The sequence below is a fragment of the Natronorubrum texcoconense genome (assembly GCF_900100335.1).
GTDB classification, from domain to species: domain Archaea; phylum Halobacteriota; class Halobacteria; order Halobacteriales; family Natrialbaceae; genus Natronorubrum; species Natronorubrum texcoconense.
This window is the reverse complement of record NZ_FNFE01000001.1, coordinates 142,551-157,013: the sequence shown is the minus strand read 5'-3', so window position 1 is coordinate 157,013 and position 14,463 is coordinate 142,551. Positions and strand designations below refer to the sequence as shown.

9 protein-coding genes are annotated in these 14,463 nt (G+C 65.7%); 4 read left to right on the top strand and 5 right to left on the bottom strand.

All coding sequences use genetic code 11. The features are described from left to right. Positions 1–6: 6 nt before the first annotated feature. The gene (locus BLT08_RS00675) at positions 7–1,761 is read right to left on the bottom strand and encodes an acetate--CoA ligase (protein ID WP_090302882.1); all 1,755 of its coding nucleotides are present in this window, start codon (positions 1,759–1,761) and stop codon (positions 7–9) included. 487 nt (positions 1,762–2,248) lie between these two features. On the opposite strand from BLT08_RS00675, the gene BLT08_RS00670 reads away from it, so the two are divergent. Continuing rightward, a complete protein-coding gene (locus tag BLT08_RS00670) occupies positions 2,249–3,265 on the top strand; it encodes a lysylphosphatidylglycerol synthase transmembrane domain-containing protein (protein ID WP_175529204.1) in 1,017 nt (338 codons plus the stop codon). Positions 3,266–3,301: 36 nt separating this feature from the next. On the opposite strand, the gene BLT08_RS00665 is transcribed toward BLT08_RS00670, so the two are convergent. Next, positions 3,302–4,363, bottom strand: a complete 1,062-nt coding sequence (locus BLT08_RS00665; RefSeq protein WP_090302881.1) for an NAD(P)-dependent glycerol-1-phosphate dehydrogenase — start codon at positions 4,361–4,363, stop codon at positions 3,302–3,304. A 96-nt stretch (positions 4,364–4,459) separates the two neighbouring features. Here BLT08_RS00665 and BLT08_RS00660 point away from each other — a divergent pair, with 96 nt between their 5' ends. Then, positions 4,460–5,665, top strand: coding sequence for an MFS transporter (locus tag BLT08_RS00660; protein WP_245724122.1), 1,206 nt, complete (start codon positions 4,460–4,462; stop codon positions 5,663–5,665). A 44-nt stretch (positions 5,666–5,709) separates the two neighbouring features. Here BLT08_RS00660 and BLT08_RS00655 read toward each other — a convergent pair whose 3' ends face one another. After that, positions 5,710–6,699, bottom strand: a complete 990-nt coding sequence (locus tag BLT08_RS00655) for an NAD-dependent epimerase/dehydratase family protein (protein WP_090302879.1) — start codon at positions 6,697–6,699, stop codon at positions 5,710–5,712. Positions 6,700–6,809: 110 nt separating this feature from the next. On the opposite strand from BLT08_RS00655, the gene BLT08_RS00650 reads away from it, so the two are divergent. Both BLT08_RS00650 and BLT08_RS00645 read left to right on the top strand, forming a co-directional pair. After that, complete coding sequence (locus BLT08_RS00650) at positions 6,810–7,223, top strand: GIY-YIG nuclease family protein (RefSeq protein WP_090302878.1); 414 nt, start codon at positions 6,810–6,812, stop codon at positions 7,221–7,223. Between the two features lie 64 nt (positions 7,224–7,287). After that, positions 7,288–7,890: a peroxidase-related enzyme gene (locus tag BLT08_RS00645; RefSeq protein WP_090302877.1), complete on the top strand. Its 603-nt coding sequence runs from the start codon at positions 7,288–7,290 to the stop codon at positions 7,888–7,890. A 41-nt stretch (positions 7,891–7,931) separates the two neighbouring features. Here BLT08_RS00645 and gltB read toward each other — a convergent pair whose 3' ends face one another. Together gltB and proS are read right to left on the bottom strand one after the other, a co-directional pair. Next, on the bottom strand, positions 7,932–12,482 hold the full coding sequence (gene gltB, locus BLT08_RS00640) for a glutamate synthase large subunit (RefSeq protein ID WP_175529203.1): 4,551 nt from the start codon (positions 12,480–12,482) through the stop codon (positions 7,932–7,934). Between the two features lie 444 nt (positions 12,483–12,926). Further along, on the bottom strand, positions 12,927–14,408 hold the full coding sequence (proS, locus tag BLT08_RS00635; protein ID WP_090302876.1) for a proline--tRNA ligase: 1,482 nt from the start codon (positions 14,406–14,408) through the stop codon (positions 12,927–12,929). Positions 14,409–14,463: the final 55 nt, after the last annotated feature.

The window sequence follows — 14,463 nt, the reverse complement described above, 5'->3', positions numbered from 1 at the left end:
CCTGTTTCAATCCTCCGCCTCGCGAAGATCGGCCCGTCGAACCTTGCCGGTCGCCGTCTTCGGCAGTTCCTCGACGAACTCGATCTCGCGGGGGTACTCGTACTGGGCGAGTCGGGTTCTGACGTGCTCCTGTAAGGTGTCCTCGAGCGAATCTGAGTCGGTCCCGTCGTCCCCCTCGGCGTCCGCGAGATCGGTTCCAGCCGCGGTGACGACGTACGCCTTCGGAACTTCACCGCGCTCGTCGTCCGGGACCCCGATCACGGCGGCGTCGGCGACGGCCTCGTGGCCGGCCAGGCTCTCCTCGATCTCCTCGGGACCGATGCGGTAGCCCGCGCTGATGATCACGTCGTCCTTGCGGCTCTTGAACGTGAAGTAGCCGTCCTCGTCGACCGTTCCGAGGTCCTCCGTGAGCAGCCAACCGTTGCGAACCTTCCGCTCTGTGCGCTCGGGCTTGTTGAGATACTCCTTGAAACAGACCGGATTCCCCTCGTACCTGACCGCGATCTCGCCGATCTCGCCCGTCTCGACGGTCGGCTCCGCCGTCTCGGTGTCGACGATCCGGACGTCGTGACCCGGCGCAGCGAGTCCCATCTTCCCCTCCCGGAACTCGGCGAGGGCCGTGCAGTCGCCGACGAGGAGGTTCGCCTCGGTCTGGCCGTACCCCTCGTGGACCGCCGCGCCGTCGAACGTCTCCTCGGCCCAGTCGACGATGCTCTGACCCAGTGACTCGCCGCCGCTCGGAATCACCCGGACCGAGTCGATATCGTACCGCTCGCTCGGCTCCTCGGTCTGCATCATCATTCGTAACGCCGTCGGCGGCGCGAAGAAGTTCGTGACGTCGTAGCGCTCGAGAATCTCGAACGCGACCTCGGGATCGAACTGGCCGCCGTCGTAGGCGACGATCGGCTTCCCGTAGTACAGTCCCGGCACGACGACGTCGAACAGCGAGGCGATCCACGCCCACTCCGCGGGCGTGTAGTAGACGTCGTCGTCGGCCAGTTCGAGGTTGCAGAACGTCGTCAGAAACAGCGGCAGGTGGCCGAGCAGCATCCGGTGGGCGTGGCGAACGCCCTTCGGCTCGCCGGTCGTTCCGCTGGTGTACATGATGATCGCGTCCTCTTCAGCCTCGGTGTCGACGGTGTCGAACTCGCTCGAGCAGCCCTCGAGTGCCTCCCAAAAGTCGGTCTCTGCGTCGACGGCCCCATCACCCCCTCCCGCAGTATCAACGTCGCCGACCGTCAAAATCCGCTCGAGCGAGGGAACCTCATCGGCGGCTTCGCGAACCGCGTCGACGTTGGACTCGTCGACGACGCAAAGGCGCGACTCGCTGTCGTCGAGGCGATACGAAATCGCGTCGGGGCCGAACAGGGTCGACAGCGGGATCGAGACGGCGCCGAGTTTCCAGGCGGCGACGTGCGTGAACACCGTCTCCGCCGTCTGCGGTGCGTTGACGCCGATTCGGTCGCCGCGCTCGATGCCGGCGTCGGCGAGGCAGTTCGCCAGCCGGTTCGTTACCTCGTGGAACTCCTCGTAGGTGTACTGTTCGCGCTCGCCGGCCGCCGTTTCGGTGTAGAGGGCTACACGTTCGTCGCCGCTCTCGCCGCCGTCGACGGGGTCCGTCGTCGCCCACCGATCGCAGACGTACGCAGCCATGTTGAACCGATCCGGTACCTTCCACTCGAATTCCTCGCGCAGGTGATCGTAGTCGTCCCACTCGGTCTCGTCGAAGTGGTACGCGTCGAGTCGTGGTGTCTCGGGCATTGTATTGAGTTGCTTGATCGCGATGAGAGTGGCCGGCAAGTCGCTACCGCGGACGATCTTCAGCAGCGCGCCGACGTAGAGGAGTCCGTCTCTCCCGCCGTCGGTACCTCCTCGAGTACCCCGACGGTTCCTTGGAGCATTGCTACCACAAGACACTGGCCACGATGGTGGCGATAACTGTTTGGGTCGGTGCAGGACGGCCGGTCGATTCGCGGCCCTCGAGACGGCAACAAAGACGAGGAGGGCCCGGATCCGCGGTCGACCGATGACGGGATCACACTCGGCCGCCGATGAGTCCGCGTTCGACCAGCGAAGGGCCACGTTCGGCCGGTGAGGTGTCCGTGCTCGACCGGCGGAAGCGGTCACGAGATTGTGACCGAACGCGGAACAATTGTTATATTTCTGCAACCAACTGGTATACAATTCAACAAACGGCCAGCCTTACCGATTCAGAGTCGTTAACCCGTCCGCTCACTGTACGGCCCGTATGCGCCGCCTGCGAGCGGTGGCCGGACTCGTCATCGCCGTCGCCGTAGTCGCACTCTTCGTCTACGGCGTCGGCTGGAAGGACGTCCTCGAGCACGCTCGAGGCGCCCACCCCGCGATGCTCGCCGCGGCCGCCGGCACCGGTCTCGCCATGTTGGCCCTTCGAGGCGCGCTCGTCAAGCGGCTCCTCCACCCCGTCGACGGCTCCGCACGCGGCGGTGGGTTCCTCACGGCGTTCCTCTCGGGCTACTTCGCCCGGAGTGCGCTGCCGTGGGGTCGTTCGACCGGGACGCCGATCATGGCCTACCTGCTCGCCGCGAACTCCGACTCGGAGTTCGAAGACAACCTCGCGGTCGTCGCCGTCGCGGAGGGGTTCAACCTCGCTGCCAGCCTCGTCGTCGCCGCCGTCGGACTCCTCGCGCTCACGAGCGCCGCCGGAGCTATCGACACGGCCGACACGACCGTCGCCATCGTCGGCGGCAGCGGACTCCTCGCGACAGGCGCGCTCGTCGTCGTCTTCAATCGCGGGCTCGCGCGGACAGCCTCCCTCGAGTTCGCCGTTCGAGTCGAAACCATCGTCGGGAAGCTCCCCCGAGTGCCGGACATCGACGGAACCCTCACGGGACGGATCGACGGCTTCTTCGAGACGCTCGAGACGATTCAGGCCTCTCGGCGGACGCTTACGGCCGCTGCCGGTATCGCGGTCGCGGGCTGGGTCGCCAACGCACTTCCCCTCTACTTCTGCCTGCTCGCCCTCGGTGTCGACGCACCGCTCGCGCTGGCGCTGCTGTGTGCGCCCCTCGCCTCGTTCGGCGGGATTATCCCGCTCCCCGGCGGCACCGGCGGTATCGAAGTCGTGCTCGCGAGTCTGCTCGTCGCGACCGCAGGAATCGCTGGCGACGCCGCCACTGCAGGAGCGATCCTCTACCGGCTGACGACCTACTGGCTCCACCTCGGCGTCGGGGGCCTCGGGGCCGTCTACCTCACGGTCGCGGGAACGGAACGCGCCTGGGTGTGAGAACGTCGCTGTTGCCGACCGGTCCGTATCTCAGAATCAGTCGATGACGCCAGTCACCGTCGCGACCTCGCGGGCGGCCCGCTCGTCCATCCCGTCGCCCAGAATCGTGTAGCGGTCGCGGATCACGTGGCAGGTCGTCAGCGACTCGAGGACGGTCTCGTCGTCGATGCCGAGTTCGTCGGCGGTCGTCGGCGCGTCGATGCTGTCGAGGGCGTCCCTGATATCGCGCCAGATCCCCTTCTCGCCCCCGTGGAGGTAGGCCGTCATGATCGAGCCGACGCCGACCTGATGGCCGTGGAGCGCTGCGCCGGGTGCCAGTCGGTCGAGTTGGTGCGAGAAAAGGTGCTCGGCCCCGCTCGCGGGTCGCGAGGAGTCGGCGATGCTCATCGCGACGCCCGAGGACATGAGCGCCTTGCTGACGATCCAGGCCGACTCCTCGAGGCCGGGCCGGACGAGATCCGCGTTGTCGACCAGAATCTCGGCGGTCATCTCGGAAAGTGCGGCCGCGTACTCGGAGTACTCGACGTTCTTCAGCCGATTCGCGAGCCGCCAGTCCATCACCGCGGTGTAGTTCGAGATGATGTCGGCACAGCCGGCGGTCGTCAGCTCCCAGGGTGCCTGCGCCAACACTTCGGTGTCAGCGATGACCGCGAGCGGCGGTTCGGCCGCGACGCTGTGGCGGGTGTCGCCGTCCGGAACGGAGCCGCGGTTGCTGATGACGCCGTCGTGGCTGGCCGCCGTCGGAACCGAGAGAAAGCCCATCTCGAGGTGGTGACTCGCCATCTTGGCGATGTCAATGGCCTTCCCGCCGCCGATGCCGACGAGGTAGGAGACCTCCTCCGCGTCGGCGATCTCGATCACGTCCTCGACGGCGTCGAACGTCGCCTCCTCGACGGTGACGATCGCGGGGTCGATCCCCGCGGCCTCGAAATCGGCGGCGATGGGGTCCGCGGCGACCTCGCGCGGCGTCGGACTGGTCACGAACAGCGGCCGGCCCTGGAGGTGCAGGTCGTCGATGACGTCGACCACCTGATCGATGACGCCGTGGCCGACGACGACGTTTCGCGGCAAGCGAATCCACGTCGATTTCTCGAACATATTGCTGACCACGGAAGGGAACACATAAAATCGTTCTCGTCGGCCCGAGCACCAAGCCCGGAAAGACCGTCCCGTCGGGAATAGTGACGTATTTGGGTGCCCTGTTCGTCCGAGCGAACGGCAACTCGGATGGCGATTCAGGGCACCGGCATCAGGTACGGACCGCACCTCGCGGCGTTCAGCGTCGGCTACGTCCTCTTCTCGTACGCGTCGGTTCCCGGCGCGGTCGTCGATCGGTTCGGCGTCGGCTACACCGCGGTCGGACTGCTGATGAGCGCGGCGCTCGCCGCGTTCGTCATCGTCCAGCCGTTGGGCGGTCGGCTCGTCGACGGACGGGAAACGATTACCATCCTCCTCACGGTCGTCTCAGCCAACATCGCGCTCGCGCTGGTCATGGACTTCACGTCCTCGTTTTCGACGCTACTCGCCCTTCGCGGCCTCTGGGGCCTGGCCGGCGGACTCGGGGTGACCGTGTGTGCGACCCACATCTCCAGGGTCTACGAGGGACCGCAGGCGACGTGGCACCAAGGGCTCAACGGCGGCATGTTCACCGGCGGCGGGGCGGTCGGATTCCTCGTGACGCCGACGCTCGTCGGAGTCACCGGCTGGGTCGGCGTCCACGCCGCGGGCGCGGTCGTCGCGCTCCCGGCCCTGCTGGTGCTCTGGATCGACCGGAATCGTGCCGATCGAACCCGCCCCGATTCGAAGCCCACGGGGACACAGCAGCGCTCCGACGGCGGGGAGACAGTCTCTACCCTCGAGATCCTGCGCTCGCCGGTCGTCCTCCTGGCGGCGGCTTGCAACTTCGCGACGCTGGGTGCGTACGTCACCCTCTCGACGTTCGTGGCGGCGTACTTCGGCGATCTCGGAATCGCCGGACCGATAAGCGCGGTCGCTCTCGGAATCGCCTCGCTCGGTCGGTTAGGCGGCGGCATCGCGGTGCTCCGCCCCGGCCTCCCGGACGGTCGGGTGATCGCCGGCGCAGCGACCGTCGGTGCGGCGAGCCTGTTCGCCGTGCTCGTCGGCGACGGACTCGTTCTCGTCGTCCTCCCGATCGTGGCGCTCGCGGCCGTCTCGCTTCCGTTCGGGGCGATATTCAAGACGGCGTCGACGGCCTCGAGTCGCGACGGAACGGCGGTCGCGTTCGTCGTCGCCGTCGGGAACGTCGCCGCGCTCTCCCTCCCCGCGATCACCGGCCACGTTCGCGACGCGACGGGGGAGTACACGCTGGCGTTCGTCCTCATCGGCGCGTTGAACCTCGTGGCCGCCGTCGCCGGACTCGCCATCGCCCGCCGGAACTGAAGGACCGATCCGGTCGACTCTGACGCGCCCTCGAGCGCCGCGATTCAAAAGGTATCCAAAATGCCCAGCACCCGTTCTTCGGCCTCCCGGTCCGGCCCGTGTTCGCTGCCGTCGCGGTCGCTCTCGAGGTGGGAGTCGACCGCCCGTTCCATCGCCTCCTCGAGCGGCGTCGACTCCCAGCCGAGCGCGGCGAGTTTCGCCGTCGAGAGGACGTGGGGGTACTCCCGGTAGAGGAGGTAGTCCTCGGGAGCGATGTCGCCCGCCGCGAGTTCGCGAGCACCGGCGGTGACGACTTCGACATCCGTTGCTAGTTTCTCCGCGATCAGGTCGATCATCTCTGCGAGCGTCACCAGCCGTCGGTCGCCGACGTTGTACGCCTCGCCGGCCGTCCCCGCTTCGGCGACGATCCGCAGCGCGCTCGCGACGTCTTCGACGTACGCGCGGTGCCAGACGTTGGTCCCGTCGCCCGGGACGACGACGCGGTCGAACCGGTTCACCCGGTCGATCCACCAGTCGAGTCGCTCGGTGTAATCGTGGGGGCCGTAGACGATACAGGGACGGACGCTCATCGCCCTGATCCCCTCGTCTGCGGCTGCGACGACCGCACGGTCGCCCGCCGCTTTTCGATTGCCGTACGTCTCGTAGGCGTCGTCGACGGCCTGCTCGGACGTACAGGGCTCGAGCGGCGTCACGCCCTCGCGTTTCGGGATCTCCTCGGAGCCGTAGGCCGCGCCGCTCGAGATGTAGACGTACGCCTCGCAGTCCGCGAAGATGCCGGTGGCCGCGTGGACGTCCTTCGGGTAGTAAGCGACGCAGTCGAAGACGGCGTCGGGGTCGACCGTGCTCGCGGCCGTCTCGAGCACCGAGTCGTTCGTTCGATCGCCTTCGACGCGTTCGACCCGGTCGTCGCCCTCGAACGGATTCTCGTGATTCCCGCGATTGAGTATCGTGACGTCGTAGCCGTGCTCGAGCAGGTCGTCGACGAGATGCCGACCGATAAAGCGCGTGCCGCCGATGACGAGTGCCGTGTCCATGTCTGAGCCTCGTCGCTGTGGCTGAAAGGTCCAGCGGTCGACGGCGTCGGGTCGCGATCACGTCGGGCACAAATCGAGTTCGTTTTTGTCGTCGTGGCCGTCCGTCCGCTATGGGCGGCACCTACGTTCTCGTCCTCGACCTCGCTCGAGCGACGACGATCGAAGTCGGCGCGCTGGGCCAGATCGAGTTCGACGCCGGGACCTACGCCTACGTCGGCAGTGCGTTCGGTCCCGGCGGATTCGCTCGCGTCGATCGACATCGAGAACTCGCTGCAGGTGAGCGCAACGCACGGCACTGGCACATCGATTACCTGCTCGGCTACGCCGAGACGACCCTCGAAACCGCGATGACGTTCCCCGACGCCGACCGCGAGTGCGAACTGGCCGCGACGCTCCCGGGGGAACCGGTCGCGGACTTCGGTGCCTCCGACTGCGACTGTTCGGCCCACCTGCTCGCCGCACCCGGACTCGAAACGGTCCGCGACGCCGCTGTAGCCGAGGGCGGCACGTTCGAGAGCGAGTAGACCGAGCGTCGTCGATCGCGGCCACCCACCACGAGTTATGACCCACTACCGTGAAGTGGTAGCTATGACCGAACACGACAGTGCTGACGATCCGACGCTAAACGACGACGCGATGGGTCGGTTCCCCGTCCCCGACCTCGAGGACCTTCCCGACGACCTCCGCGAGCGCATCGAAGACGAGACCGAGCGGGCGGGATTCACGCCGAACGTCTTCGCCGCGATGGCGTACAAACCCTCCCACTTCCGGGCGTTCTTCGACTACCACGACGCGCTGGTCGATGACACCGCGCTCGAGCGCGAGGAGATCGAGATGATCGTCGTCGCCGTCTCGGGAGTCAACCACTGCTACTACTGCAACGTCGCCCACGGCGCGCTCGTCCGGATCTACGCCGACGATCCGCTGTTGGCCGACCAACTTGTGGCGAACTATCGGACCGCGGACATCAACGACGCCCACCGAACGATGCTCGACGTCGCCGTCAAACTCACCGAACGGCCGACGGAAGTCGAGGAAGACGACCTCGAGGCCCTGCGTGAGGCCGGCTTCAGCGAGGAGGCGCTCTGGGATATCGCGGCCGTCACGGCCTTCTACAACCTGAGCAATCGGCTCGCGATGTTCGCCGGAATGCGACCCAACGACGAGTTTCACACGCTGGGACGCGAGTAACGAACCGAACCGAAAGCAGTCAAAATGGATGAACCAGCCGATCAGTCGTCGCTCGCGGCGTAGTTCGCCGACTCGGCTTCGACGGTCGCCTCGGGCGTTCCCGGCAGCTCACTGCGGACGTCGTCCGATCCCTGCTCGGTGATCGCCTCGTAGTAGGCCTCCGGCATGACCTTCACGAAGGCCTCGAGCGCGCGCTCCCAGTTCTCGAGGAGGAGTTCGCCCCGCTCGGAACCGGTGTACGCGACGTGGTTCTCGACGAGTCGGCGCAGCATCTCCTCGTCTTTCTCCTCGAGTTCGTCGTGGAGCGAGACCATTCCGGTGTTGGCCTTCGCTTCGAACTCGTCGTCGGGGTCGTAGACGTAGGCGACGCCGCCGGACATCCCGGCCGCGAAGTTCTTCCCCGTCTCGCCGAGGACGGCGACGACACCGCCGGTCATGTACTCACAGCCGTGGTCGCCGACGCCTTCGACGACGGCTTTGGCGCCGGAGTTGCGGACGGCGAAGCGCTCGCCGGCGACGCCGTTGACGTACAGCTGACCGTCGGTCGCGCCGTAGAGGGCGACGTTGCCGATCGAGATGTTCTCGGTCGGATCGTAGGTCGCCGTCTCCGGCGTGCGGATCGTGATCTTCCCGCCGGAGAGCCCCTTGCCGACGTAGTCGTTGGCGCTGCCGTCTAAGTGCATCGAGACGCCGCTCGCGAGGAACGCGCCGAAGCTCTGGCCGGCGGTTCCCTCGAGATCGGCCGTGATGGTATCCTCGGGGAGACCGGGCTCGCCGTAGCGGCTGGTGATGCGGTTCGAGAGCATCGCCCCGACGGTGCGATCGACGTTCGAGACGTCGGCCGCGAGCGTGACCGGCTCCTGGTCCTCGATGGCGTCGGCCGCGGCCTCGATGAGATCGCGGTCGAGTTGCTCCTCGAGTTCGTGATCCTGCTCGCGGATCTTTCGGCGGACGTCGCTGCCGGGGTCCGCGATGACGTCCGAGAGATCGACGTTACGTGCCTTCGGGTGGTCGACGTCGGTCCGCTGCTCCAAGACGTCGACCTGGCCGATCATCTCGTCGATCGTCTCGAAGCCGAGTTCGGCCATGATTTCGCGCAGTTCCTGGGCGATGAACGTCATGTAGTTGATGACGTGTTCGGGCTCGCCGGGGAAGCGCTTGCGCAGGTCCTCGCGCTGGGTGGCGACGCCGACGGGGCAGGTGTTCTTGTGACACTGCCGGGCCATCACGCAGCCCCCGGTGACGAGCGAGGCGGTCCCGAAGATGTACTCCTCGGCGCCGAGTAAGGCGGCGACGGCGACGTCGCGGCCGGTTTTCATGCCACCGTCCGCGGAGACGCGGATGCGGTCGCGCAGCCCGGTCTGACAGAGCATCTGGTTAGCCTCGGCGAGGCCGAGTTCCCAGGGGAGGCCGGCGCTCTTGATCGAGGTGCGCGGCGAGGCACCCGTCCCGCCGGAGTGACCCGAGATATGGACCACGTCGGCGTTTGCCTTCGCGACGCCGGCGGCAACCGTGCCGATGCCGGCTTCGGAGACGAGTTTGACGTTGATGTCCGCCTGCTCGTTGGCTGCCTTGAGGTCGAAGATCAGCTGCTTGAGGTCCTCGATGGAGTAGATGTCGTGCAGCGGCGGCGGGGAGATAAGCCCCACACCGGGAGTGGACTTGCGGACGTGGGCGATCATCTCGTTGACCTTCTCGCCGGGCAGGTGGCCACCTTCACCGGGCTTGCTCCCTTGGGCCATCTTAATCTGCAGTTCGTCGGCGCTCGAGAGATACGTCGAGGTGACGCCGAAGCGGCCACTGGCGACCTGCTTGACGTTACACTCGCGTTCGGTGTCGAACCGTTCCGGCGGCTCGCCGCCCTCGCCCGAATTACTCTTGCCCCCGATGCGGTTCATCGCGATCGAGTTGTTCTCGTGGGCCTCCGGCGAGAGGCTGCCGAGGCTCATCGCTGCGGTGGAGAAGCGCTGAACGATGTCCTTGATCGGCTCGACGTTCTCGATCGGCACCGGATCGCGGTCCGAGTCGAACTCGAGCAGCCCCCGGAGCGTCTGGAGGTTCTGCTGTTGGTCGTTGATCAACTCGGCGAACTCCTGGTAGCGCTCGTAGTCGTTCGAGCGGACGGATTGCTGGAGCGCGCCGACGGTCTGTGGGTTCCACTGGTGGTAGATCCCGTCCGAGCGGTGTTCGAACTCGCCCTGTCGGTCGAGTTTGGACTCCTCCTCGCCGAAGGCGGCCTCGTGGCGTTCGCGAACGTCCGCTTCGATCTCGGCGAGTCCGATGCCTTCGGTTCGGTTCTCGGTTCCCTCGAAGTACTCTGCGACGAGATCGCTATCGAGCCCGACAGCCTCGAAGATCTGGGCGCCCTGGTAGCTCTCGACCGTCGAGATACCCATCTTAGCCATGATCTTCAGGAGGCCGTCCTCGACGGCGCCGACGTAGGCGTCGATGGCGACCTCGGTGTCCGCGCCATCGGGGCCGGCGGTGATGTCCTCGATCGTCTGGTAGGCGAGGTACGGGTTGACCGCGCCGGCGCCGTAGCCGACGAGCGTCGCGAAGTGGTGGACCGTGCGCGGATCGGCGGACTCGACGACGAGCCCGACGTGGTTGCGCAGGCCGTTGCGCACGAGGTGGTGGTGGACGCCGCCGGTCGCGAGCAGGCTCGGGATCGCCGCTCGATCCGCGTCGACGCTGCGATCCGAGAGGACGAGGATCTCGTGGCCCGCTTCGATAGCTTCGACGCTCTCTTGCCGAACACGTTCGATCGCCGCCTCGAGGTCGTCGCCGGGTTCCTCGCTCGTCGGCTCGTAGGTGATATCGATCGTGGCAGCCGTGATTCCGTTCGCGTCACAGTCGCGGATCGACTCGAGTTCAGCGTCGGTGAGAATCGGCGAGTCGAGGACGAGTTGGCGGGCGTGTTCGGGGGACTCAGTGAGCAGGTTGCGCTGGTAGCCCAGTCGGCTCTCCATCGAGGTCACAAGCTCCTCGCGGATGTAGTCCAGCGGCGGGTTGGTGACCTGTGCGAACAGCTGCTTGAAGTAGGAGAACAGCGGGCGGTTGAACTCGGTGAGGACGGACAGCGGCGTGTCGTCGCCCATCGAGCCGACGGGGTCTTTCCCCTTCTGGGTCATCGGCTCGATCATGTTCTCGAGTTCGTCGTGGGTGTAGCCGAAGGCGGCCTGCTGGTCGCGCAGGCCGTCGACGGGCTGGCGCGGCGAACTGTCGCCGGCGGTTCGGATATCGTCGAGAGATACCTGTTCGGCCTCGACCCACTCGCCGTAGCGGTCGTCGGTGAGGTCCTCGAAGACTTCGTCGTCGGGAATGACGCGGCCCTCGTTCGGATCGGCGAGGAACAGCTGGCCGGGCTGGAGTCGACCTCGCTCTTCGATCTCGTCGGGGTCGGGCTCGAGCGCGCCGGATTCGCTGGCGACGATCAGTCGGTTGTCCTTGGTGACGTCGTAGCGACAGGGGCGCAAGCCGTTACGGTCGAGGACGGCGCCGACGCGTTCGCCGTCGGTTGCAGCCACGAGTGCGGGGCCGTCCCAGGGCTCGACGAGCGAGGCGTGGAAGTCGTACCAGTCCTTGCGGTCCTGATCCATCGCGTCGTCGCCGCGCCAGGCCTCAGGGACGAGCATCCGCAGGGCGTGCTCGAGATCCCGGCCGTCCTGCATGAGCAGTTCGAGCGCGTTGTCGACGCTCGCGGTGTCGGACTGGTCGGGATCGTCGATGATCGGTTTGACCGCCTCGAGATCCTCGAGCACCTCGCTCTCGATGTCGGTCTCGCGGGCGCGCATCCAGTTGATGTTGCCCTGAATGGTGTTGAACTCGCCGTTGTGGATGATGTTTCGGTACGGATGAGCGAGATGCCAGGCGCCGAGCGTGTTCGTGGAGAACCGCTCGTGGACCATGGCGAAGGTAGACTCGATGCGTTCGTCGGTCAGATCCTCGTAGTAAGACGGAACCTGCACCCCCTTGAGCAGGCCCTTGTAGACGATCGTGTCAGAGTCGAGCGAACAAACGTAGAAGCGCTCCGCGTTCTCGACGTCGGCGTCCTCGACGGCGTTCTCGAGTGCGCGTCGCGCGACGTAGAGCCGTCGGTCGAACGTCTCGTCGTCGATATCGTCCTCGGGCGTGACGACGACCTGCCAGACGTCGGGTTCGGAATCGACGGCCGTGGCGCCGAGATCCGCGTTGTTCGTCGGCACGTCGCGCCACTCGAGGGCTTCGAGGTCGTACGTCTCGAAGGCCTCCTCGACGATCGAGACGAGTTCCGTGCGTGCCGCCTCCTCCTGTGGGAAAAAGAGCGAACCAACGGCGTAGGTGTCCGGAAGGTCGGCTTCGAGAACGCTATCGAAAAACGAATCGGGCGTCTGGAGCATGATGCCCGCACCGTCGCCGGTGTTTTTCTCCGCGCCGGTAGTCCCGCGGTGCTCGAGATTTTTGAGAAGTTCCAATCCGTCGGCGACGACATCGTGTCCCCCATCCCCATCGAGGTCCATGACGACGCCGACGCCGCAGTTCGACCGTTCGTCCGTGGGGTCTGCAAGCCCCTTCGAACGCTCGGTGGATGACGCTATCTGTGGCTGTGGCATACACTCTCGTAGCAAAAACTGCTATAAGAGGCTGTCCCATAATGACTAAGTGTATTATACACACATATAATGGGATATAAGGTCTATCAGTGCTCATATCCGTAGCGACTGCTCGCTGCGTGTCGCAAGTGTGAGCGATGTCGCTGCCAGCCGTTCGTCTCGAGTGGCGTCGAAGACATCGAGTAGCGGGGAACGAATGAACTGCCCGATCAGGGCAGAAGTGTCAGAGGCACGTAGTGCTCACCCACCAGAGTGAACACCACATCTGTGCTATTTCCCGCCAGCCGTAAGCAGTATTGGGTTAAAGAGTTAGGTTTGAGTGTGATAAACGTACACAAACTTCCGGTCGAATTCCCGCGTCGGAACACGTACACGGCCACGAACGACGGTGAATCGGACTGATTCGCGACGAAATCGAAACGGACCGGTGAGGTGGGCCGCGCGTTAGTACGACTTCGCGAAGTACGCGATTTCGTCCGCGGGTTCGCCACAGACGCCACACTCGTCGTGCTCGGGCTCAGGAACCTCCCCGGCCGTCTTCCCGCCCTCGTCCTCGAGTGGCTGCATGACGATCTCGGCCGCGATCTTCTCCTTGATGGCCTCCTCGCAGGCCTCGTCGCCGCACCACGACGTCTTCACGTAGCCGCCGTGTTTGCCGATCGTGCCGAGGATCTCCTCGGGACTGTAGGCTTCGCGAACGTTCTCCTCGAGGTTCTCCTCGGCCGCATCGTACAGTTTGTCGAAGATTTCGTCCAGATGCTCGTCGACGGCGTCGACGATCTCGTCTCGATCCTCGACTGCCTCCTCGTTGTCCGGGCGGTGGACGAGCGTCACTTCCTCGTCTTCGACCTCGTAGGGGCCGATCTCCAGCCGGAGGGGGACGCCGTTGAGTTCGTGTTCGTTGAACTTGAAGCCGGGATTGCGCTCGTCCCGGTCGTCGAGTTCGACGCGGAAGCCGGCATCTTCGAGCTCCTCGGCGATTTCTTCGGAGTACTCGAGCACGTCCTCCTTCGTGTCCTCCTGCCAGATGGGGACGATGGCGACCTGCGTCGGCGCGACCGTCGGCGGGAGCACGAGGCCCTGATCGTCGGAGTGGGTCATGATGAGCGCCCCGATCGCCCGCCACGAGAGCCCCCAGGAGGTCGTGTAGGCGGTTCGATCCTCCTCGTCCTCGCCCGAGAAGGTGATGTCGAACGCCTCGGCGAAGCTCTGGCCCAAGTTGTGGCTCGTCCCGCCCTGGACGGACTTGCCGTCGGGCATCAGTGCCTCGACGGTCGTCGTCGTGTCGGCCCCGGGGAACTTGTCGTGTTCGGGCTTCTTTCCTCGCATCACCGGAATCGCGAGCACGTCCTCGTAGACGCGTTCGTACTGGCCCAGTCGGGTCCAGACCTCCTCCCAGGCCCCCTCGTTGTCGGCGTGGGCGGTGTGGCCCTCCTGCCACATGAACTCCTTCGTTCGGAAGAACGGCTTCGTCTCGGTGGCTTCCCAACGAACGACCGAGCACCACTGGTTGAGCCGCAGCGGCAGGTCGCGGTGGCTGCGGGTCCAGTCGGCCATGAAGGGCGCGATGATCGACTCGCTGGTCGGCCGGACGGCGAGTCGCTCCTCGAGTTCCTCGTGGCCGCCGTGGGTCACCCACGCGACTTCGGGGTCGAAGCCTTCGACGATGTCCTTCTCGCGCTCTAAGAAGCTCTCCGGGATGAACAGCGGGAAGTAGACGTTGTCGACGCCGGTCTCTTTGAACCAGCCATCGAGGGCGTCCTGAATGGCCTCCCAGAGGGCGTAGCCGCGCGGTTTCGTGACGATGAAGCCGCCCATCGGGGCGTAGTCCGCGAGGTTGGCCTTCTGGACGACTTCGGCGTACCACTCGCCGGGTTTGTGCGATTTCGACTCGGTGATTCCGAGTTCCTGGCTCTCGTCGCTCATACATCGACTCACTGGCACCGCACGCTTAAACGATACGAAGGTGCGGTGGTCGACC

Excerpts from the sequence above, each read along its gene's own strand:
- gltB (WP_175529203.1), bottom strand. The coding sequence starts at position 12,482 with ATGCCACAGCCACAGATAGCGTCATCCACCGAGCGTTCGAAGGGGCTT.
- BLT08_RS00675 (WP_090302882.1), bottom strand. The coding sequence starts at position 1,761 with ATGCCCGAGACACCACGACTCGACGCGTACCACTTCGACGAGACCGAG.
- BLT08_RS00645 (WP_090302877.1), top strand. The coding sequence starts at position 7,288 with ATGACCGAACACGACAGTGCTGACGATCCGACGCTAAACGACGACGCG.
- BLT08_RS00655 (WP_090302879.1), bottom strand. The coding sequence starts at position 6,699 with ATGGACACGGCACTCGTCATCGGCGGCACGCGCTTTATCGGTCGGCAT.
- BLT08_RS00670 (WP_175529204.1), top strand. The coding sequence starts at position 2,249 with ATGCGCCGCCTGCGAGCGGTGGCCGGACTCGTCATCGCCGTCGCCGTA.
- BLT08_RS00665 (WP_090302881.1), bottom strand. The coding sequence starts at position 4,363 with ATGTTCGAGAAATCGACGTGGATTCGCTTGCCGCGAAACGTCGTCGTC.
- proS (WP_090302876.1), bottom strand. The coding sequence starts at position 14,408 with ATGAGCGACGAGAGCCAGGAACTCGGAATCACCGAGTCGAAATCGCAC.
- BLT08_RS00650 (WP_090302878.1), top strand. The coding sequence starts at position 6,810 with ATGGGCGGCACCTACGTTCTCGTCCTCGACCTCGCTCGAGCGACGACG.